General features: G+C 73.0%; 17 protein-coding genes. 6 read left to right on the top strand and 11 right to left on the bottom strand.

What is annotated here, in order from left to right:
• Window positions 1–116: 116 nt before the first annotated feature.
• Both ACN263_RS04050 and ACN263_RS04045 read right to left on the bottom strand, forming a co-directional pair.
• Window positions 117–1,460 carry a class I SAM-dependent methyltransferase gene (locus ACN263_RS04050; RefSeq protein WP_422738473.1) on the bottom strand — a complete coding sequence of 448 codons (1,344 nt, stop codon included), beginning with the start codon at window positions 1,458–1,460 and terminating at the stop codon, window positions 117–119.
• Window positions 1,457–2,854, bottom strand: a complete 1,398-nt coding sequence (locus ACN263_RS04045; RefSeq protein ID WP_422738472.1) for an FAD-binding oxidoreductase — start codon at window positions 2,852–2,854, stop codon at window positions 1,457–1,459. The genes ACN263_RS04050 and ACN263_RS04045 overlap by 4 nt, the downstream gene beginning before the upstream one ends.
• A 93-nt stretch (window positions 2,855–2,947) precedes the next feature.
• On the opposite strand from ACN263_RS04045, the gene ACN263_RS04040 reads away from it, so the two are divergent.
• The gene (locus ACN263_RS04040; RefSeq protein WP_422738471.1) at window positions 2,948–3,418 is read left to right on the top strand and encodes an aminoacyl-tRNA deacylase; all 471 of its coding nucleotides are present in this window, start codon (window positions 2,948–2,950) and stop codon (window positions 3,416–3,418) included.
• Window positions 3,419–3,476: 58 nt separating this feature from the next.
• Complete coding sequence (locus ACN263_RS04035; RefSeq protein WP_422738470.1) at window positions 3,477–4,187, top strand: RICIN domain-containing protein; 711 nt, start codon at window positions 3,477–3,479, stop codon at window positions 4,185–4,187.
• Between the two features lies 1 nt (window position 4,188).
• Here ACN263_RS04035 and ACN263_RS04030 read toward each other — a convergent pair whose 3' ends face one another.
• Window positions 4,189–5,544 (bottom strand): MFS transporter, encoded by a 1,356-nt coding sequence (locus tag ACN263_RS04030; protein ID WP_422738469.1) that lies wholly within the window; start codon window positions 5,542–5,544, stop codon window positions 4,189–4,191.
• A 19-nt stretch (window positions 5,545–5,563) separates the two neighbouring features.
• On the opposite strand from ACN263_RS04030, the gene ACN263_RS04025 reads away from it, so the two are divergent.
• Entirely contained in the window at window positions 5,564–6,553 is a 990-nt protein-coding gene (locus ACN263_RS04025; protein WP_422738468.1) for a GlxA family transcriptional regulator, read from the top strand.
• Window positions 6,554–6,688: 135 nt separating this feature from the next.
• Here ACN263_RS04025 and ACN263_RS04020 read toward each other — a convergent pair whose 3' ends face one another.
• From ACN263_RS04020 to ACN263_RS03990, 7 genes are all read right to left on the bottom strand, one after another.
• On the bottom strand, window positions 6,689–7,156 hold the full coding sequence (locus ACN263_RS04020; RefSeq protein ID WP_422738467.1) for a hypothetical protein: 468 nt from the start codon (window positions 7,154–7,156) through the stop codon (window positions 6,689–6,691).
• 124 nt (window positions 7,157–7,280) lie between these two features.
• Window positions 7,281–9,233, bottom strand: coding sequence for a vWA domain-containing protein (locus ACN263_RS04015; protein ID WP_422738466.1), 1,953 nt, complete (start codon window positions 9,231–9,233; stop codon window positions 7,281–7,283).
• Between the two features lie 2 nt (window positions 9,234–9,235).
• Window positions 9,236–10,687: a magnesium chelatase gene (locus tag ACN263_RS04010; protein ID WP_422738465.1), complete on the bottom strand. Its 1,452-nt coding sequence runs from the start codon at window positions 10,685–10,687 to the stop codon at window positions 9,236–9,238.
• 65 nt (window positions 10,688–10,752) lie between these two features.
• Window positions 10,753–11,829 carry a hypothetical protein gene (locus ACN263_RS04005; RefSeq protein ID WP_422738464.1) on the bottom strand — a complete coding sequence of 359 codons (1,077 nt, stop codon included), beginning with the start codon at window positions 11,827–11,829 and terminating at the stop codon, window positions 10,753–10,755.
• 116 nt (window positions 11,830–11,945) lie between these two features.
• Window positions 11,946–12,596, bottom strand: a complete 651-nt coding sequence (locus ACN263_RS04000; protein WP_422738463.1) for a response regulator transcription factor — start codon at window positions 12,594–12,596, stop codon at window positions 11,946–11,948.
• Window positions 12,596–13,897, bottom strand: coding sequence for a histidine kinase (locus ACN263_RS03995; RefSeq protein WP_422738462.1), 1,302 nt, complete (start codon window positions 13,895–13,897; stop codon window positions 12,596–12,598). Before ACN263_RS03995 ends, ACN263_RS04000 begins: the two co-directional genes overlap by 1 nt.
• Before the next feature lie 55 nt (window positions 13,898–13,952).
• Window positions 13,953–14,450, bottom strand: coding sequence for a hemerythrin domain-containing protein (locus tag ACN263_RS03990; protein ID WP_422738461.1), 498 nt, complete (start codon window positions 14,448–14,450; stop codon window positions 13,953–13,955).
• Window positions 14,451–14,553: 103 nt separating this feature from the next.
• Here ACN263_RS03990 and mgrA point away from each other — a divergent pair, with 103 nt between their 5' ends.
• Window positions 14,554–15,549, top strand: coding sequence for an L-glyceraldehyde 3-phosphate reductase (mgrA, locus tag ACN263_RS03985; RefSeq protein ID WP_422738460.1), 996 nt, complete (start codon window positions 14,554–14,556; stop codon window positions 15,547–15,549).
• A 24-nt stretch (window positions 15,550–15,573) separates the two neighbouring features.
• Here the strand turns inward: mgrA and ACN263_RS03980 are convergent, their stop codons facing one another.
• Window positions 15,574–16,476 (bottom strand): lytic polysaccharide monooxygenase auxiliary activity family 9 protein, encoded by a 903-nt coding sequence (locus tag ACN263_RS03980; RefSeq protein ID WP_422738459.1) that lies wholly within the window; start codon window positions 16,474–16,476, stop codon window positions 15,574–15,576.
• A gap of 138 nt (window positions 16,477–16,614) precedes the next feature.
• Here ACN263_RS03980 and ACN263_RS03975 point away from each other — a divergent pair, with 138 nt between their 5' ends.
• Entirely contained in the window at window positions 16,615–16,737 is a 123-nt protein-coding gene (locus ACN263_RS03975) for a 50S ribosomal protein L36 (protein WP_030490864.1), read from the top strand.
• 148 nt (window positions 16,738–16,885) lie between these two features.
• A complete protein-coding gene (locus ACN263_RS03970) occupies window positions 16,886–18,184 on the top strand; it encodes a hypothetical protein (RefSeq protein WP_422738458.1) in 1,299 nt (432 codons plus the stop codon).
• The last annotated feature ends 45 nt before the right edge of the window (window positions 18,185–18,229 follow it).

Genomic DNA, 18,229 nt, shown 5'->3' with positions numbered 1-18,229 from the left:
GCAAAATCAGTTTGTACGTACAAAACTTGTTTGTCAATCGCTTCGCGAGAAGCCGCGCCGACTTTCTCGACGCGGCTTCAGGCGGCAGTCAGCCTCAGCTGACGCTCAGCGGATGATCAGGGCAACCAGTCCGGTCGCAGCGGGTAGCCGTTCGTGCCGTCCGGACCGTTGTGGGTGGCCAGCACCTGGTGCAGTTGGATGCCGTTGCGCTCGAACGCCATTCGCGAACCGGCCATGTAGAGGCCCCACACCCGGGCCGTCCCCGCGCCCACCTCCGAGACGCAGAAGTCCCAGTGCTCCACCAGGTTGCGACACCAGGCGGCGAGCGTCAGCGCGTAGTGCTGGCGCAGGTTCTCCTCGTGGTGCACCTCCAACCCAGCGTCGTGCACCTCGCTGATCAGCCGACCCGGGCCGGCCAGCTCGCCGTCCGGGAAGACGTACCTGTCGATGAACGCGCCCGAGCGGTGCGGCGCCCGGTTGTCGGCGCGGGTGATGGTGTGGTTGAGCAGCCGTCCACCCGTACGCAGCCGTGACCGCAGCGCCCCGAAGTACGACGGGTAGTTGCGCACGCCGATGTGCTCGGTCAGCCCGATCGAGGAGATGGCGTCGAACTGCTCCGCGGGCGCGTCCCGGTAGTCGAGGTGTCGCACCTCGGCCAACTCGGTCAGCCCCTCCCGCTCGATCGCGGCCTGCGCCCACTGCGCCTGCGCCTTCGACAGGGTCACGCCGAGCGCCTTGACCCCGTACTCACGGGCGGCGTGCCGGACCATGCCGCCCCAGCCGCAGCCCACGTCGAGAAGCCGCATGCCCTTCTTGAGCGCCAGCTTGCCGGCGACCAGGTCGTACTTCGCCGCCTGGGCCTGCTCCAGGGTGTCGGTCGGGGACCGGAAAACCGCGCAGGTGTACGTCATGGACGGGCCGAGCACCTTCTCGTAGAAGGCGTTCGAGACGTCGTAGTGGTGCGAGATCGCCGTGCTGTCGCGGACCCGGGAGTGCCGCAGCCCGTTCATCACCCGCTTCCAGCGCGGCTGAGCCTCCTGCGGCGGGGCCGGCGGCGGCAACAGCCGCTCCCAACCCAGCCCCCGCACCAGCGCGACACCGTCGGCCACCGACGGCGGACGCAGTCGCAGCTCGTCCTTGAGCACCCGCAGCGCCTCGTACGGGTCACCCGGGTGCACCCCCTGCAACGCCAGGTCGCCACTGACGTACGCCCGGGCCATGCCCAGGTCACCGGGGGCGGTGAGCAGGTACGACAGACCCCGCTCGGAACGGATCGCCAGGGTGATGCCGGCGTCGGCCGGGCCGACGGCGCTGCCGTCGTACCCGGTGATGCGGATCGGCAACGGTCCGGCGGTGACCGCGCGGACGACGTCCGCCACGGTCGGACCGGTGCGCCGGCCCCCCGCCGGCGGGGTGGCGGGGACGCTCGCCGCCCCCTGGTCTCGGTCGGTCAGGCTCATGCTCGTGCTACCGCCTTTTCGTACAGTCCCGTCAGCCGGTGGTCCGGGTCGTAGCGGTCTTTCACCGCGCGCCAGGTCTCGCCGCCGTAGAGGCGATCGAAGGCGTCCCGGTCGTAGTACGCGTCGGAGTAGAGCGACTTGTGCCCACCCAGCTCCGACACCCTGCGTTCGATCGTGCGGTTGACGTCGCCGTCGGCGGCGCCGGGCGCGATCGGCACGCTCCCCCAGAACCCAATGTTGACGTAGTCCTGCCCCTCGTGGAGCGGATACAGCGGCCACGACCGCGCGGAACCGGGACCCTCCGGCTCGCGCAACCGCAGCGGGCAGAGCCACACCGGGGTCATCCCCACGTCGGCCGCGAACCAACGCAGGAAGTCGGCCGTGCGGTCCAGCGGAATCTCCACGTCCTGCACGACCCGCTCGCGGGCCGGCTGGCCGCGCAGCCGGTCGATCCGGGCCGCCACCTGGTGCCGGTGTTCGAGACGGACCAGGCGGTGGTAGACGTCGCTGCGCCGGTAGCGCGCCGGCCAGAGCCGCCGGACGACCGGATGCTGCGCGCCGAACGCCGCCGAACACCAGAACCAGTCGGTGTCCCAGCGCCAGAGGTAGTCGTACGCGGTCAGCACGTCGCGGGTGCGCCGACGCAGCGACCGGTAGTAGATCTCCTGGCCGGTGTAGTCGCTGGGCGGGTCGGCCGTGTCGGTGAAGCGCCCCAGCACCAGGTACGCCTCGCCGGGGCTGAACATCACCCCGTCCAGCACGTCGACCTGCTCGCCGGCCCAGGACCGGCTGGCGGTCACCTCGGCGATCGCGTCGGTGAGCGCCTCCAGTTGGGTGAACCGGATGTTGCGCAACGCCACGTACCGGCCGATCGGCTGCAACTCGATGCGCAGCCTCGTCGCGTAGCCGAGGCTGCCCAGCGAGTTGGGGAACGCCCGGAACAGCTCGGCGTGCTCGCCGTCCGGGCGCGCGGTGACGATCGCGCCGGAGCCGGTGAGGATGTCCATCTCGCGGACCGACTCGTGGGGCAGGCCGTTGCGGAAGGAGGTCGACTCGATCCCCAGGCCGGTCACCGCGCCGCCCAGGGTGATGGTGCGCAGTTGCGGCACCACCAGCGGCATCAGCCCGTGCGGCAGGGTGGCGTCGACCAGGTCCTCGTACGTGCACATGCCCTGCACGTCGGCCGTACGCCCGGCCTCATCGACCGAGAGCACCCCGTTGAGGCCACTCACGTCGAGGCCCGGGGTGCGGGGAGCGGATCGGGGGCGGAACAGGTTGGAGGTGCGTTTGGCCAGCCGGACAGGCTCGCCCGTGGGCACCGCGGCGTACGACCGCCGCAGCGTGTCCACCGCTTCATCATGGTCAATGGGGTGATCCACACGCTCAGCGCGCATGTGATCACCTTACGCCTGCACCCGGGAAATCGTGGGATGTCCTCGCCTGCCGTTTCCCGTCCGACAGCAGGCCCGGCGGTTACCGTGGCGGTCATGCCGTCGCCCGCGATCGCCGCCCTGGACTCCGCCGGACTGCCGTACCGGTTGGTCAGTCACGGCGCGGTCGGCAGCCTCGCGGAGGCCGCCGCCGCCCGCGGTGTGGCCATCCCGGACGTGGTCAAGACGATCGTCGTCCGCCGCGCCGCGGACGACCACCTGTTCGTGCTCACACCGGGCGACCGGGTCGTCTCCTGGCCCAAGCTGCGTGCCCTGCTCGGGGTGCAGCGCATCTCCATGCCGGACGCGGCGGGCGCGCTGGCCGCCACCGGGTACGAGCGTGGCACCATCACCCCATTCGGCGCGAGCACGCCCTGGCCGGTGATCGCCGACGAGCGACTGCGCGGCCGGCAGATCACCCTGGGCGCGGGCGAGCGGGGTCTCGCCGTCGCGGTGGACGCCGACGCCGCGATCGCCGCCCTCGACGCCACTGTGGCCGACGTCACCGATCCGCAGCCCGCCCGTTGAGCGCTGCCGCCGTCGTCCGGCTGGCTCCCGCACGCCGCCCTGGGTGAGGATGGCGGCTATGCCAGCGCCCGAGGAACGCCCCGACTCCGTCGGCACCGTCTACGGTGGCCGACGCCGTGCCGACCCCGGACCGTTGGCCGATCCGCTGCTGCGGGTGGCGTTGGCTGTCGGGCTGGTGGGCGTACTCCTCGGTGTGCTCTTCGCCACCGGCCTGCTCGACGGCGACGACGAGCCGGCGGTGCCGGCGGCCGTCGCGACCCCGACCGACGCGGTCGAGCCGACCACCCCGGCGGCCGAGCCGAGCCCGACGCCCTCGGTCGAGCCGTCCCCGACCCCGTCGGCCACCCCGGCGGTTCCTACCAGCGGTTCGCAGGTGCTGCGGTCACCCGCCGGGCTCTGCCTCGGGCTCGACGGCGACGAGGAGAAGGCCGAGGCCGAGCTGGCCGCCTGCACCGGCGGCCCGGAGCAGCAGTGGGTGCTCAACCCGGTCGGGACGGGCGCGGTGACGATGACCAACGCCGCCCACGGGCAGTGCCTCGACGTCGAGGGCGGCAGCGGCGACGACGGTGCGCGAATGATGCAGTTCCCCTGCCACGGTCAGGCCAACCAGCAGTGGCGGCTGACCCCCACCGGCGCCGGGCCGATCCTGCTGGTGGCGGTGCACAGCGGCAAGTGCGCGCAGGCCGAGGACGACGGCGCCGAGGCCGGGGACGACATCCGGCAGCGGCCCTGCGACGGCCGGGCCACCCAGCAGTGGACGGTGAGCTGACTCAGCCCCGGAAGCTCCACGCCCGGGGAGCGGTCGCGGCGGTCAGGACGGCCTCCGACACCGGCCGACCGGGCCGTCGGCGCAGCAGCAGCGACAGACCCGCCGCGCCGATCGACAGCGCGCCGGCCGCGTACCAGGCCACCGCGTAGTCGCCGAGCTGGTCGCGGACCAGCCCCGCGCCGGTGGCCGCGAGCGCCGCACCGAACTGGTGGGCGGCGAACACCCAACCGAAGACGACCGCACCGGCGCTGCCGAAGTACTCCCGGCACAGCGCCACCGTCGGCGGCACCGTGGCCACCCAGTCCAGCCCGTAGAAGACGATGAACACCAGCATGCTCGGCTCGGCGGTGCCCGTGAACAGGCTGGGCAGCACCAGCAGCGACAGCCCGCGCAGCGCGTAGTAGGCGCCGAGCAGCAGGCGACTGTCCACCCGGTCGGTGAGCCAGCCGGAGGCGATCGTGCCGACGATGTCGAAGAGCCCCACCAGCGCGAGCAGCCCCGCCGCCGTGGTCTCGGCCATGCCGTGGTCGTGCGCGGCCGGCACGAAGTGCGTACCCACCAGGCCGTTGGTGGTCGCCCCGCAGATCGCGAACCCGCCGGCCAGCAGCCAGAACGGCCGGGTGCGGGCGGCGGCGGCCAGCGCGCCCAACGCCCGGGTCGCCGCGCCACCGGTCGCCGGCGGCGCGGCGACGACCTCGGTCGCGCCGTAGGCGGGCAGGTCGAGATCCGCCGGGTGTTCGCGCAGCAGCCACACCACCAGGGGTACGACGGCCAGAGCGGCACCGGCGACGACGAGTGCCGCCGTACGCCAGCCGTGGTCGCGGACCAGTACGGCGATCAGCGGCAGGAAGATCAGTTGCCCGGCGGCCCCGCCCGCGGTCAGCACCCCGGTGACCAGGCCACGGCGCTTGACGAACCAGCGGCCGGTGACGGTCGCCACGAAGGCGAGCGCCATCGAGCCGGTGCCCAGGCCGACGAGGACGCCCCAGCACAGCAGCAACTGCCAGCTCGCGGTCATGAGGACCGTCAGGCCACTGCCGGCGGCGACCAGCAGCAGCGCCACCGAGACGACCCGACGGATGCCGAACCGGTCCATCAGCGCGGCGGCGAACGGCGCGGTGAGCCCGTAGAGGAGCAGGTTCACCGAGACGGCCGCGGAGATGGTGGCGAGCGGCCAGCCGAACTCGGCGTGCAGCGGGTGCAGCAGCACCGACGGGGTGGCGCGGAAACCGGCCGCGCCGACGAGCGCCACGAAGGCGACACCGGCCACGAGCCAGGCGGGGTGCAGGCGACGATTCTTGCTCACGCGACCAGTCTGGGTTGCGCCCCCGGCGGCGACGAGTGGCCGGAAAGCCATGGTGCGCAATAATCGGGCCATGAGCAGTGGCCCGCACCGGATCGCCGTCCTCGCCCTCGACCAGGTCGTCGGCCTCGACCTCGGCACCCCGTCCCAGGTCTTCAGCACCGCCCGTGGTGTGGACGACCAGTACCGCTACGACGTACGGGTGTGCACCCCGGGCGGCCGGCCGGTCCGCAGCACCGCCGGCTTCCAGGTGCTCCCGGACCACGGGTTGGAGCTGCTCGACACCGCCGACACGGTGATCGTCCCCGGCATCCACGACGGTGCGGCGCTCACCTCAGGCATCATCGAGCCGGAGGTGGCCGAGGCGCTGCGGTCGGCGTACGAGCGGGGCGCGCGGATCATGTCGATCTGCACCGGGGCGTTCGTGCTGGCCGCCGCCGGCCTGCTGGACGGACGCCGGGCGACCACCCACTGGGCGTACGCCGAGCCCTTCCGCCGCCTGCACCCCCGGGTGGACCTCGACCCGGACGTGCTCTTCATCGTCGACGACCGGGTGCTCACCTCGGCCGGAGTGGCCGCCGGCATCGACCTGTGCCTGCACGTCATCCGGCTCGACCACGGCAGCGAGATCGCCAACCGGGCGGCCCGGCGCTGCGTCATGCCGCCGTGGCGCGACGGTGGGCAGGCGCAGTACATCGAGCAGCCGGTGCCCCGGGCCACCGATGCGAGCACCGCCGCCGCCCGGGAGTGGGCCCGGCAGCGGCTGCACGAGCCGATCGCCCTGCGCGACCTCGCCGAGCAGGCCCGGATGAGCGTGCGCACTTTCACCCGACGCTTTCGCTTGGAGACCGGGCTGAGCCCGGCGCAGTGGCTGCTGCGTCAGCGCGCCGACCATGCCCGACTGCTGCTGGAGACGACCGACCTCACCGTCGACCAGATCGCCCGCCGCTGCGGCTTCGGCACGACAGCCGCCCTCCGCCAACAACTCCACCAACGCATCGGCGTAGCCCCGACCACGTACCGCCGCACCTTCCACCCCCGCGAAGAGCTGCTGAAGCCCTGAACCCCGCGAGACCCCCGCGAGACCCCCGCGAGACCCCCGCGATCTTGCACTTTGTGTCGCCGAAACGCCCTTCTTGTGCACCTTTGTCGCCGCAGAAAGTGCAAGATCGGCGCGGTCTGGGATGGGGCGGGACGGTCAGGTGCGGAGCAGGTGGAGCTGGGCTTGGTGTTTGGGGAGGTGGACTCTTGCGTGCAGGTCGAGCGTGCGGGACCAGGGCAGGGGCTCGTCGACGATCAGGTCGAAGCCCTCGCGCAGGTGGGTCTCCACCGGCGCCTCCGCCGCCAGACCGAGTTGGTCGACCAACCCGCACAGTCGGTCGCTGGTCTCGTGCAGCAGCGCCGCCAGGCCGCGCAGACCGCCGTGCTCGGCGGCCAACGCGTCGAGCTGCGGACGATGGATGTCCTCCTCCAGCTCGTAGTAGGCGAACGGCGATCCGGCGAGCAACGCCTCGCTGGCCTGGATCATCAGCTCGTCGTTGGCCACCAGATGCGCCACGATCTGCTCGGCGCTCAACTGCCCCTGCGGAGCAGGCCCGAACGAGACCCCGTCGATCTCCCCAAACACCCCGTCATAGGCCCGCCGCAGCCCACCAGTTCCCGCCACACCCCCACCCCACCGCCCCACCCCGTCGATCATGGGCTTGTGGTGCCCGGTTCACCCGGACGAGCGGCATCTGCCACCCACCACAACTCCATGATCGACGAGGAGGTCGAGGGGGCCGAGCGGGTCAGCGGCGGGACTGGCGGGAGCGGAGGTAGTCGGAGACGACGTACTCGCCCAGGTCGTCGGTGTCGGGGGTGAACATGCGGCCACGGCTGCGCCTCGCCACCGCGTCGACGAAGCGGCGCAGGCCCGGATCGTCACCGAGCATGAACAGGTTGAGCGTGGCGCCGTAACGGCTGAGCCGGTCCACCTCGCGGACCGTCGCCTCGATCGTCTCCGGCAGCGGCGGCCAGTGGAACAGCGCCTCCCCGTCGTCCGGGTCGAGGTGGGCGGTCGGCTCCCCGTCGGTGACCACCAGCACCACCGGCTCGGCGTCCGGATGCCGGCGCAGGTGCCGAGCGGCCAACCGCAGCGCGTGTTGCAGGTTCGTCCCCTGTTGCAGGTCCGGCTCCACGGCCGCCAACTCCTGCTGGGTGAGCGTCGTCGCCTCCCGACCGAAGCCCACGATCTGCAGGGCGTCCTGCGGAAAGCGGGTCTCCATCAGGTGCGCCAACGCCAGCGCCGTCTGCTTCATCGGCCCCCAACGACCCTGCGAGATCATCGAGTACGACAGGTCGACGCAGAGCACCACCGCCGCCGAGGCGCGCTTCTCGGTCTCCACCACCTCGAAGTCCTCGACGGCGAGCTGTACCGGGACGGTCGGCCCGGCCCGGCGTACCGCCCGGGTGAGCGTACGGACCACGTCCAGCGGCTGCTCGTCGCCGTACTCCCACTGGCGGGACGCGCCGCTGACCTCGCCGGCGGCACCCGCCGAGCGCAGGTCGTGCTGACCTCGCGGTCCGGCCGTCAGGTCGGCGAAGACCCGCCGCAGCGCGGTGCCGCCGAGCCGACGGAGCGCCTTCGGGCTGAGCGTGAGCCCGTCCGCATCGCGGCCCACCCAGCCCTGCCGGCGCAGCTCGCGTTCCAACTCGCGCAGCCGACGGACGTCGTCGGCCGCGTCCCGGCCCAGCGTCCGGGCCACCGCGTCGACGTCCACGTCGTCGAGCGTGGCCCCCGGGTGCTCCTGGTCGAGCTGGTCCAGCAGGTCGTCCAGTTCGCCGATCTCGCCGAGCGCGCCGGCCGCGTCGGCGTAGTCCAGCGGCTGGTCGCCCCGGACCCGCTCGCCGCGCCCCCAGCGCAGGTCCGGCCGCAGCGCCCGCAGGTTCGCGTCGAGCGCCGACAGCTCACCGGCGAGGCGGTCGCCGAGGGACTGCTGCATCAGGCCGGCCAGCTCGGCGCGCTGCCGCTCGGACAGCGAGTTCATCAGCCGCTCGCCGGCCGCCGAACGGCGGGCCAGCACGTCGATCAGCTCGTCGACCGTCTCCGGCTGCTCCGGGAAGAAGTCGCCGTGCCGGCGCATGAACTCGGCGAACGCGTCGGTGGTGTCCTCCGCGCGGCCGTGCCGGGCCAGCAGGTCGTTCAGGTCCCGCATCATCTCGGCGAGCCGCTGCTGCGCCGCCGGATCGGCGGACGCGCGGACCGCGTCCCGCAGTCCCGCGAACCGCTGACCGAGCACGTCGTCCCGGAGCTGGTCCAGGATCTGCTGGTACGAGCGGCGGGCGTCCTCGCTGGCCCACTGGTAGCCGGACAACTCCTGGACCGCCCGGGCCGTGGAGCGGGGCAGATTGTCCAGCACCGCCTCGGCGAACCGGGCGTTGTCGTCGTCGCGCCCCCGCAGCTCGTCACGTTCGGCCGCGAGCGCCTGGTCGAGCAGGGCTCGCGCGCGGGTCACCGCGCCGTCGAGGTCGCCGCGACGAAGCGCCTCGCGGCGCAACCGTCGCGCTCGCGCGGCCAGGTCGTCCAACCCGCCCCGCCCCTGCGGGCCACGGCGCAGCAGGTCGCGCAGCGCCTGCCGCAGGCTGCCGCCGGCCAGCACCTCGGCGCCGACCGCGTCCACCGCCTCGCGCACGTCGTACGGGGGTGCCAGCGGATCGGGACCGCCGTTCCACTGCCCGTACCGGAACCGGTTGCCGGCCACGGTCAGCCCCGGCCGCCGTAGACGGTGCGCCCGGACTCGGTGACGTCCTTGCCGAGCCGGCGGGTCAGGTGCAGCCCCTCCAACACGAACTCGACGGCCGCGGCGGCCTCCTCCGGGGTGGGCGCGTCGCCCAGGCCGAGCCGGTCCAGCACCTTGGCGAGACCGGGCACGGTACCCACCTGGCGCAGCAGCTCGGCGGAACCGACCAGCTCGCCGGTCTCGATCGCCGTTCCGTCCTCGACGAGAGCGGTGAACCCGGACAGGTCGAGGCCGGCCAGGTGCGCCCGGAAAGTCTCGGCGGTCGCGGTCCGCAGCAGGTGGGCGAGGATCTCGATCTCCCGCCCCTCCTCGCCGCTCTCAAACTCCACCTTGCCGCGCAGCGTGCTGGTCACCGACACCGCGTCACCGACCCGGGCGACGGCGGCCTCGGGTCGACCGTCGGAGTCGTCCGAGGCGGCGAGCAGGCCGGCACGACGCAGCGCGGCCCCGGCGACGGTCTCGGCGGCGGCGATCGCGAACCGGGCGGAGACGCCGGAGCGCGGGTCCACCGACGGGGATTCCCGGACGGCGCGGGCGAAGCGGGCCAGCACCTCCAGGACGTGCTCCGGTACGGCGGCGACCAGGTCCGCCTCCTGACGGATCAGCGCCAGCTCCAACTCCAGGTCGACCGGGTAGTGGGTACGGATCTCCGCACCGAAGCGGTCCTTGAGCGGGGTGATGATCCGGCCCCGGTTGGTGTAGTCCTCCGGATTGGCGCTGGCCACCAGGAGCAGGTCCAGCGGAAGCCGGAGCTGGTAGCCGCGGACCTGGATGTCCCGCTCCTCCAGCACGTTGAGCAACGCCACCTGGATGCGTTCGGCCAGGTCGGGCAGCTCGTTGACGGCGAAGATGCCCCGGTTGGTACGCGGCACCAGCCCGAAGTGGATGGTCTCCGGGTCACCGAGGGTGCGGCCCTGGGCGATCCGGATCGGGTCGACGTCACCGATCAGGTCGCCGACGCTGGTGTCCGGGGTGGCGAGCTTCTCGCCGTAGCGCATCGAGCGGTGCAGCCAGCCGATCGGCAGGTCGTCGCCGGCCTCGGCGGCCTGGGCGACCGAGGCGGGGGTGAGCGGGCGCATCGGGTGCTCGTTGAGGACCGAGCCGGCGATGACGGGGGTCCACTCGTCGAGCAGCGAGCCCAGGGCGCGGATCAGTCGGGTCTTGCCCTGGCCGCGTTCGCCGAGCAGCACCATGTCGTGCCCGGCGAGCAGAGCCCGCTCGACCTCGGGCAGGACGGTGTCGTCGTAGCCGACGATGCCGGGGAAACGGGTCTCGCCGGAGCGCATCCGGGCGAGGAGGTTGTCACGGAGTTCCTGCTTGACGGTGCGGTACTGGTGACCGGCCGCCCGTAGCGCGCCGAGCGTGCCGGGCAGGTCGGCCGGTGGAACCGGGATTACCGGGGTAGGCGCAGTCACCCGAGTAACGCTAGCTCACATTTTCGGGGCGCCGCCGCCTTCGGGTGGCACCCCCACGGCCACCCTCAGCCCCGGCCGCAGCGCCGGCAGGCACCCCGGCGACGCAGGTGGTACGCGTACGCGGCCGCGCCGAGCGCCACGCCCCACACCGGCCAGAGCAGCATCGGCGCCCCGGTCAGGCTGGTCCCGCCGGTGAGCTCCCAGAACTTGGGGTTGCTGAGCAGGCCGAGGCTCGCCGCGGTGACGGAGATGGCGACCAGGGTGGCCGGCACCACGGCCAGCGTCACCGGCACCCGCCGACCGGCGAGCCCGACCATCCAGCGGGGGAACCGCTCACCCCAACGCTGCACCAGGCCGAGGGTGAGGATCGCACCGACGGTGGCGAACGCGGCCAGCCCGAACCCCGCCCAGACCAGCCCGCTGTCCTGCATCTCGGTCAGGAACTCCCGGGAGATCCCCAGCGGGATGCCGGCCGCCCAGGCGAACCGGATCGCCGCGTACGTCAATGGAATGATCGCCGCGATGCCGGCGGCCCACCGACCCCAGCGGGCGGCGGCGGCCGGGGTGGTCCAGCCACGGTCGGCGCCGTCCCGGCCGCAGGAGACGCAGGCCCCGGCGGTACGGCGTTGCCAGGCGAGCACCGCCCCGGCCAGCAGCAACCCGCCGAGCAGCGCGGCGAACCGGCCGAACAGCGCCCAGTTGAAGACGTCGGAGTAGTCGACCGGGGGCCAGCCGAACGGCGCGCCGACGATGAGGATCGGCAGGTAGCCGAGGACGACCAGCACGCGCGCGTCGGGGACGACCACGGCGAGCGCGAACGCGACCGCCCAGCCGTAGCCGGCGAGCAGCACCCGCAACGGGCCGGGTGGGCGGACCGCCGGGCGGCTCATGGCCAGGGCCGCCACGGCGGCGGTCAGCAGGACACCGGCGAAGAGCGGGGTGGCGATGTCCACCGGCACCAGGCGCAGCAGGTTGACGTCGCCGCCGTGCGGGTCGTTCGCGCCGAACGGGTAGCCGGCGCCGGTGAGCGTGCTGACCAGGGCGAGTACGCCCCACAGGCCGAGCCAGCCGGCGGCGAGCGGGGCGATTCGGTCGGGCCAGCGGGAGTCGGTGGGGGTTCGGAGGTCATCGATCGTCGTCATGCTCCCAGCCTCGGCCGATCGGCGACCGGTTCCCTCCCGGGCGGCGGTGAACCCGCTCCCCCGGCCGAGGGAACGGCCGGAGGAACCGCCGAGGGAACGGCCGGGGAGGCGGCCGGTCAGCCGGACGGGGTGACGAAGCCGGACTCGTACGCGGCGATGACCGCCTGGGTACGGTCACGGACGCCCAGCTTGGCCAGCACGTTGCCGACGTGCGTCTTGACCGTCTCCACCCCGACGACGAGGTGCGCGGCGATCTCCGGGTTGGACCGGCCGGTCGTCATCAGCCGCAGCACCTCGGCCTCCCGTTCGGTGAGACGGGCGGCGCGCAGCCGGTCCCCACCCGTGGGCCCGTACGCCCCGACGAGCTGGCGGATCGCGGCCGGGAACAGCAGCGACTCCCCGGCCGCGACGACCCGTACCGCCTCGACGACCTCCGCCGGGCGAGCCCGCTTCAGCAGGAAGCCGGACGCGCCGGCGCGCAGCGCCTCGTAGACGTACTCGTCGTTGGCGAACGTGGTGACCACCAGCACCCGGGGCGGGTCGGCGGAGGTGGCCAGCAGGTGTCGGGTGGCCTGGATGCCGTCGATGCCGGGCATCCGGACGTCCATCAGCACCACGTCCGGGCGGTGCTTGGCGACCAGGGGTGGCACCTCGGCCCCGTCGGCGGCCTCGGCGAGCACCCGCAGGTCGGGTTGCGCGTCGATGATGGCCCGCAGTCCGACCCGGATCAGTTCGTCGTCGTCGACGATCAGCACGCCGGTGCTCATCACCCCTCCTCGTACGGCAGGCGGGCCTTGACGAGCCACCGGTCGCCGTCCGGGCCGACGGTGAGCCGGCCGCCGAGCAGCAGCACGCGTTCCCGGATGCCGTCCAGCCCGCGTCCACCCCGCCCCGGCGCGCGCGAGGAGTGAGCCGGTTCTGCGAGCCCGGCAGTCGAGGACGAAGGGTGGCTCAGATCGGCGCGGCGCGGGTGGGGCAACGCGTTCGCCATCTCCAACTCCAGGGCGTCCGGGTGCAGGTCCAGCCGCAACGTCACCGGCCCGTGGCCGTGGCGGGCCGCGTTGGTCAGTCCCTCCTGGACGATGCGGTAACCCTCCCGGCTGACCACGGCGGGTACCGCCGCCGGGTCACCGGCCCGGCGGTCGTACACCGTGAGCCCGGCCGCGCGGGCGTCGGTGACCAGCCGGTCCAGGTCGGCCAGCGTACGCTGCGGCGCCACCGACGGCCGGCCTGAGCCGGTCTCACGGAGCAGCCCCAGCACGTGGTCCAACTCCTCCATGGCGGTCCGGCCGGCGTCCTCGATGGCGGTCAGCGCGCGCCGGACGAACTCCGGGTCGCTGTCCAGCACCTCGCGGGCCGCTCCCGCCTGCAGGGTCGCCACGGTCAGCGCGTGACCCACCGAGTCGTGCAGTTCCCGGGCCAGCCGGTTGCGTTCGGCGAGCCGGGTGGCGCGCGCCTCCAGGGCGGCGATCCGCTCGGCCTGGGCGGGGCCGAGCAGCACCGGGGCCATCGAGACGGCGAGCGCGCCGAGCCCGGCGACGGCGTAGCCGAGGCCGACCAGCAGGGCGATCCCGGCGAGGGTGAGCCAGCCGCTGTCCCGACCGTCCAGCGGTCCGAACTGTTCCCGGCTGGTCAGCTCGTCGCCCACCCCGAACTGCTGGGCGATGAACGCCAGCGCCATCGGCAGGGCGCTGAACAGCGCGGTCATCACCACCGCCCCGACGATGAGGTGTGTGGCGATCCAGAGCGCGCTGCGCAGGCGGCTCTCCCGGTCGCCCCGGTGTCCCGCCGTCGGGTCGGGCAGGTCGACGCCGAGCAGCGCCCGTACGGCGGCGATCTCCAGGGCCCGGCTGCCGTCCAGCAGCAGCGGCACCACCGCGATCAGCGCCGCGACCACCAGCAGGACGTAGACCAGGGGACGGGGGATCTCCGAGTCGGTGAGCATCTGCGCGAAGGTCACCGCGAGGACCCCGTACGGCAGCGCGAGCACGCCACCGAGCAGCAGGAACACGCCGCGTCGCCAGGTGCTGCCGGCGACCAGCGGGGCGAGCGCCGCGCGGAGGGTCATCCGGTCATTCTGCTGCCGTGGGGCCGGTACGCGACTCCCCCGCGGCGGGGAGATCTCAGCGGTGGTCGGCCACGTACCCCTGCGGGTCCTTGTCGCGGAACGGCAGGTCGCGCCCGTTCTTGTGTTCGCCGTAGAAGGTCAGCCAGCGTTGTCCCAGTTCGGCGCGGAGTTCGAAGCTGGCGTGCCGGCGGAAGTCGGGCAGCGCCTCGTCCTCCTCCTCGGCCAGGTGCTCGCTGTTCTCCCGGCGGGCCGTACCGACCGCGTCCCACCAGGGCTTCGAGCCGACCGGGTGCAGTTTGGACTCGGCGATGGCGTCCCGGATCTTGTTGTGGTCGCCGATCGCGTCCTCGGTCTCGTCCTCGCCGTCGTCGCCGTGCTTGACCAGGTGTGGGTAGAGGATCGCCTCCTCCGCCTCGGCGTGGATGTCCAGGTGCAGGGCGAGGGCGTCCCAGATGGCCAGCAGTTCCTGCTCGTCGCGGGCGTCGTCGAGGCGGGCGAAGCCGCGCCGGAAGGCGGCGTGGTCGTCCAGGATCAGTGCGGTGATGTCGTCCACGTCGCTCACTTTCCGCGGTACTGGGCCGGTCGTCGGGTCGAAACTACCCCGATGTCCGGCTTTCCACGCCCGATCTCGGGCAGGCCGGACCGGGGCTAGGCTCATGATCGTGACCTACCTCGCCGCGGAAGACCGCTACGACACCATGACCTACCGGCGCAGCGGACGCAGTGGCCTGCGGCTGCCCGCCGTCTCCCTCGGGCTCTGGCACAACTTCGGCCCGGACCGTCCGTACGAGCGCCAGCGCGACATCGTCCGGCGCGCGTTCGACCTCGGCGTCACCCACTTCGACCTGGCGAACAACTACGGCCCGCCGCCCGGTTCGGCCGAGGAGAACTTCGGCCGGATGCTCGCCACCGACCTGAAGCCGTACCGGGACGAGCTGATCATCTCCAGCAAGGCCGGCTATCTCATGTGGCCCGGCCCGTACGGCGAGTGGGGCTCGCGCAAGAACCTGATCTCGTCGCTCGACCAGTCGCTGCGTCGGATGGGCCTGGACTACGTCGACATCTTCTACTCGCACCGGTTCGACCCGGACACCCCGCTGGAAGAGACGATGGGCGCGCTGGACGCGATCGTCCGCTCCGGCAAGGCGCTCTACGTGGGCATCTCCAACTACAACTCGGAGCAGACCGCGCGGGCCGCGGCGATCCTGCGCGAGCTGGGCACGCCGCTGCTGATCAACCAGCCGTCGTACTCGATGCTCAACCGCTGGACCGAGGACGACGGCCTGCTCGACACGCTGGAGCAGGTCGGCGCGGGGTGCATCGCGTACAGCCCGCTCGCGCAGGGCCTGCTGACCGACCGGTACCTGAAGGGCATCCCGGCCGACTCGCGGGTGCGGACCAGCGTCTTCCTCAACGAGAGCGACCTCGGCGAGGAGAAGATGGCCACCATCCGGGGGCTCGGCGCGGTCGCCGAGCGGCGGGGTCAGTCCCTGGCCCAGCTCGCGCTGGCCTGGGCGCTGCGCGACGCGCGGATGACCAGCCTCATCATCGGGGCGAGCAGCGTCGAGCAGTTGGAGACCAACGTCGCCGCCGTGCACAACCTCGACCTCGGCGCGGAGGACCTGGCCGAGATCGACCACCTGCTGGGCTGATCCTCGGATCGCGGGCGGGCCGGGTCACCAGATCCGGCGCCGCCCGGCCCGGTGGTTGCGCACCTCGCACCGTGGTCCCGTCGGGGCGGCGGTGTCGCGCCGCCGCCGACCCACGCCGACCAGCACCGCCACGACCAGCACCACGGCGACGCCGGCCAGGACCGGCCACCGGCCGTCGAGGTCGCGCACCGACGCCACCGGCACGCCCGGGTCGGCCGCCGCCGCCACCGCCGACTCGGTGGCGACCGGCCGGCTCGCGGGGGTACGCGCCGACGCCTTCGCCGACGCGCGCGTCCCGGTCCCGCCCGGGGCGGCGAAGACCACGTCCGAGCAGGAGTAGTAGGTGTCCGGGGTGTTGGAGTTCTGCCAGATCGTGTAGATCAGGTGCCGGCCGGTGCGGCCCGTCGGCAGCCGCCCGGCCAACTGGTACGCGCCGGCCCGCACGGGCGGGTCGGTCCGGGTCAGGAACGGACGCGGCTCCAGATCCGCCCAGGTCAGCCGCTTACGCGGGTCGTAGTCGGGCGTGGTGACGTAGAGCCGGAAGGTGCCCCGGTGCTCGATGGTGGTTCGGTACCGGAAGGTGAACGTCGCGCCGGTGGTCAACCGGGTGCTCGGCCAGTCGGTCCGGGGCAGGTCCAGCCCCCGGTAGGCGGAGAGTCCCCCACTGCACAGCTCGCCGTCCGGGATCCGCTCCCGGTCCCGACCGTTGATGGCCGCGACGCGTACGTTGTCCCATTCCCGCACCGCCGCGCCGGCCGCCACGGCCGCCCGGCAGGCGTCGGTGGACGCGTACCGGCCCTCGGGCCCGCAGGCCGCCGCCCGGCTGACCGGGTCGGTGGGTGCGCCGTGCGCCCCGGCGGGCACCGCGCCCAGCGGTGCCGCCGCCACAGCGACCAGCACCACGACGAGCATCCGACGCACGCTCATGGCTTGAACCTCCCGACACTGGTACGGGCGCGGGAGGTCAAAGGTTCGACGCCGGGGGGCCGGGAATCGCGGGGCGGTCCCCGGCGTTCCGATAACCGGTACCGATAGAGGCCAGACCCCCAGGCCGAGGAGGCAGACATGAAGGTACGTAGCTCGTTGCGTGCGCTCAAGCAGAAGCCCGGTTCGGTGGTGGTCCGTCGTCGCGGCCGGGTGGTCGTGGTGAACCGCGCGAACCCGCAGTGGAAGAGCCGCCAGGGCTGACCAACCCCATACCGGACATATCGTCGACAACGCCCCGACCGGGATCATCCGGTCGGGGCGTTTCGTCTCGGTTCTCGCCGCGCGGAGCGGTCCGGTCGATGGCATCATGCCCCTTGATCAAGCATGTTCATCGATCGAGGGGGCGACGGTGCACGGAACAGAGAGAACAGCCAGCCGACGGCGTACGCGTCGGCTCGCCGCCGGTGTGGTCGGAGCGTTGGCCGTGCTGGCCGCCGTTCCGGCACCCGCGTGGGCGGCCACCTGGTCGCCGATCCAGGTGGTGTCGGAGGAGGGCTGGAACGGGCTGGACCAGCCCTTCGTCGCGGTCGACCGGCAGGGCGACTCGCTGCTCGCCTGGGCCGGCTGCGACAACAACGCGAGCAGCTGCAACGACCAGGTGCAGGCACAGCTCGTCTCGGTCGACGGCACAGCCGGCCCGGTCCAGACGCTCTCGCCGCTCGGCCCGTCCGCCTTCTGGCCCAAGGTCGCGTCCGACGACGACGGTGACTCGGCCGTGGTGTGGACACAGGACGGCCTCGTGGCCGGCCGGCGGGTGTCTGCCAGCGGCGAACTGGGTCCGTTACAGATGATCGCCACGTGGTACGGGGCCAGTCCGGCCGTCGCCGTCGACCCGTCGGGACTGGCGCTGGTCACCTGGACCGAGATCCGCGACGGCACGTACACGACGAAGGCCCGCTACTTCGGCGCGGACAGTTCCCTCGGCCCGGAGCTGACCCTCGGTGTCGGCGTGGACCAGCCGGTCGTGGGCATCGACCGCACCGGGACCGCCGTCGTCGCCTGGACGGAGAGCTACGAGCGGGTGGTCGCGCGCCGCGTGCGCCCGGAGGGGGTCGGGCCGCTGCGCGTCATCGCCGGGCGGGCCACCGACGTGCGGTACGCCAGCGTCGCGCTCGCCGTGGACACCGACGGCGACGCGGTGATCAGCTACCGGTGGTCGAAGGCGGGCGAGCCGCCGCGCCTGCGCGTGCGGCACCTGAGCCGGACCGACACGCTGGGCGGCGTCCTCAGCGTCTCGCCGGCCGCCCACGAGCTGAGCCTTTTCGACGAGCTCGCCGGGGACCAGGACGGCGACGCGGTGCTGACCTGGGGCCGCTGGACGCCCGACGGCACGCAGGTCTTCGCCCGCTCGATCTCCTCCACCGGCGTGCTCGGCACGGTCACCCGGCTCGGCGTCGGCGACTGGCCGAAGATCACCCTGGACGACGACGGCGACGGCCTGGTCACCTGGCAGGCACCCAGCCCGGACTTCTCGACCACTCAGGTGCACGCCCGGACGATCGGGCAGGACGGCACGGTCGGGGCAGACGAGACCATCGCCCCGGACGGGCGGTACGCGCAGCCGGCGTCCAGCCCGACGGGCCGCTTCTCGGTGATCTGGCAGAAGGCCTCCTACGAGTACGACATCCGCGCGCGCTACGGCCAGTAGCCCGGCAGAGACGGTGCGACGCCCGGACCGGTCCCCCGGTCCGGG

Origin of the sequence: Micromonospora sp. WMMD729, assembly GCF_049315225.1 — a bacterium.
Classification (GTDB): Bacteria; Actinomycetota; Actinomycetes; order Mycobacteriales; family Micromonosporaceae; genus Micromonospora.
The sequence above is the reverse complement of the archived record's forward strand: the minus strand, read 5'-3'. Positions and strand labels throughout refer to the sequence as shown.

What these genes read in the sequence shown, in the direction of transcription:
- ACN263_RS04050 (WP_422738473.1), bottom strand. Translation starts at nt 1,460, where the DNA reads ATGAGCCTGACCGACCGAGACCAGGGGGCGGCGAGCGTCCCCGCCACC.
- ACN263_RS04045 (WP_422738472.1), bottom strand. Translation starts at nt 2,854, where the DNA reads ATGCGCGCTGAGCGTGTGGATCACCCCATTGACCATGATGAAGCGGTG.
- ACN263_RS04040 (WP_422738471.1), top strand. Translation starts at nt 2,948, where the DNA reads ATGCCGTCGCCCGCGATCGCCGCCCTGGACTCCGCCGGACTGCCGTAC.
- ACN263_RS04035 (WP_422738470.1), top strand. Translation starts at nt 3,477, where the DNA reads ATGCCAGCGCCCGAGGAACGCCCCGACTCCGTCGGCACCGTCTACGGT.
- ACN263_RS04030 (WP_422738469.1), bottom strand. Translation starts at nt 5,544, where the DNA reads ATGGCTTTCCGGCCACTCGTCGCCGCCGGGGGCGCAACCCAGACTGGT.
- ACN263_RS04025 (WP_422738468.1), top strand. Translation starts at nt 5,564, where the DNA reads ATGAGCAGTGGCCCGCACCGGATCGCCGTCCTCGCCCTCGACCAGGTC.
- ACN263_RS04005 (WP_422738464.1), bottom strand. Translation starts at nt 11,829, where the DNA reads ATGACGACGATCGATGACCTCCGAACCCCCACCGACTCCCGCTGGCCC.
- ACN263_RS04000 (WP_422738463.1), bottom strand. Translation starts at nt 12,596, where the DNA reads ATGAGCACCGGCGTGCTGATCGTCGACGACGACGAACTGATCCGGGTC.
- ACN263_RS03995 (WP_422738462.1), bottom strand. Translation starts at nt 13,897, where the DNA reads ATGACCCTCCGCGCGGCGCTCGCCCCGCTGGTCGCCGGCAGCACCTGG.
- mgrA (WP_422738460.1), top strand. Translation starts at nt 14,554, where the DNA reads ATGATCGTGACCTACCTCGCCGCGGAAGACCGCTACGACACCATGACC.
- ACN263_RS03980 (WP_422738459.1), bottom strand. Translation starts at nt 16,476, where the DNA reads ATGAGCGTGCGTCGGATGCTCGTCGTGGTGCTGGTCGCTGTGGCGGCG.
- ACN263_RS03975 (WP_030490864.1), top strand. Translation starts at nt 16,615, where the DNA reads ATGAAGGTACGTAGCTCGTTGCGTGCGCTCAAGCAGAAGCCCGGTTCG.